This is a genomic window from Vibrio sp. 10N.222.46.A1 (assembly GCF_041473595.1).
Taxonomy (GTDB): domain Bacteria; phylum Pseudomonadota; class Gammaproteobacteria; order Enterobacterales; family Vibrionaceae; genus Vibrio; species Vibrio tasmaniensis_A.
Window position 1 is genome coordinate 1 of sequence record NZ_JBFRSN010001494.1, and the last position, 604, is coordinate 604.

Genomic DNA, 604 nt, shown 5'->3' on the forward strand with positions numbered 1-604 from the left:
GACTAGAAGAAGTAATAATATAATAAAGCTCATGAGGATCCTGTTATCGAACGGGTGCCAGAATGATGTGACATATTGAAGCGGTGCATCATATATCAGTTTGGCTGATGTTTCATGGCTAACTTATTGTACTATTGAACAAATATAGAGTTTTGCGTTATAGAATGTGGATGGTCGTAAAGTAATAAACAAAACTAATAAGCAATAAAAAACCGACGCATGTGCATCGGTTTTTGTTTAACGAGACTCAAGTTATTGGATCAATCGAACCCATTAAGCGTTCGCTTGTTCCAAATCTTGCTGCTTGTCCTTTTTAGCCAATAGGCGGCTTGTGATTGTACCAGCTGTCATTGCACCAGATACGTTAAGCGCAGTCCGTGCCATATCGATAAGTGGCTCGATAGAGATAAGCAGTGCTGCGATAGTCACAGGAAGACCCATCGCGGGTAGTACGATAAGTGCAGCGAAAGTTGCACCGCCACCAACGCCGGCAATACCAAATGAGCTCACTGTGATAATAGCAATCAGAGACAGAATGAAGTTAATGTCCATTGGGTCGATACCAACCGTAGGCGCAACCATAACTGCAAGCATTGCAGGGTAA

The 604-nt window shown here is 42.5% G+C and carries 1 protein-coding gene; it reads right to left on the minus strand.

The window, feature by feature from the left end; all coding sequences use genetic code 11:
- Positions 1-273: 273 nt before the first annotated feature.
- Positions 274-604: cation:dicarboxylate symporter family transporter (locus tag AB4496_RS27610; RefSeq protein ID WP_372133184.1), on the minus strand; the 331-nt coding region annotated here is incomplete at its 5' end.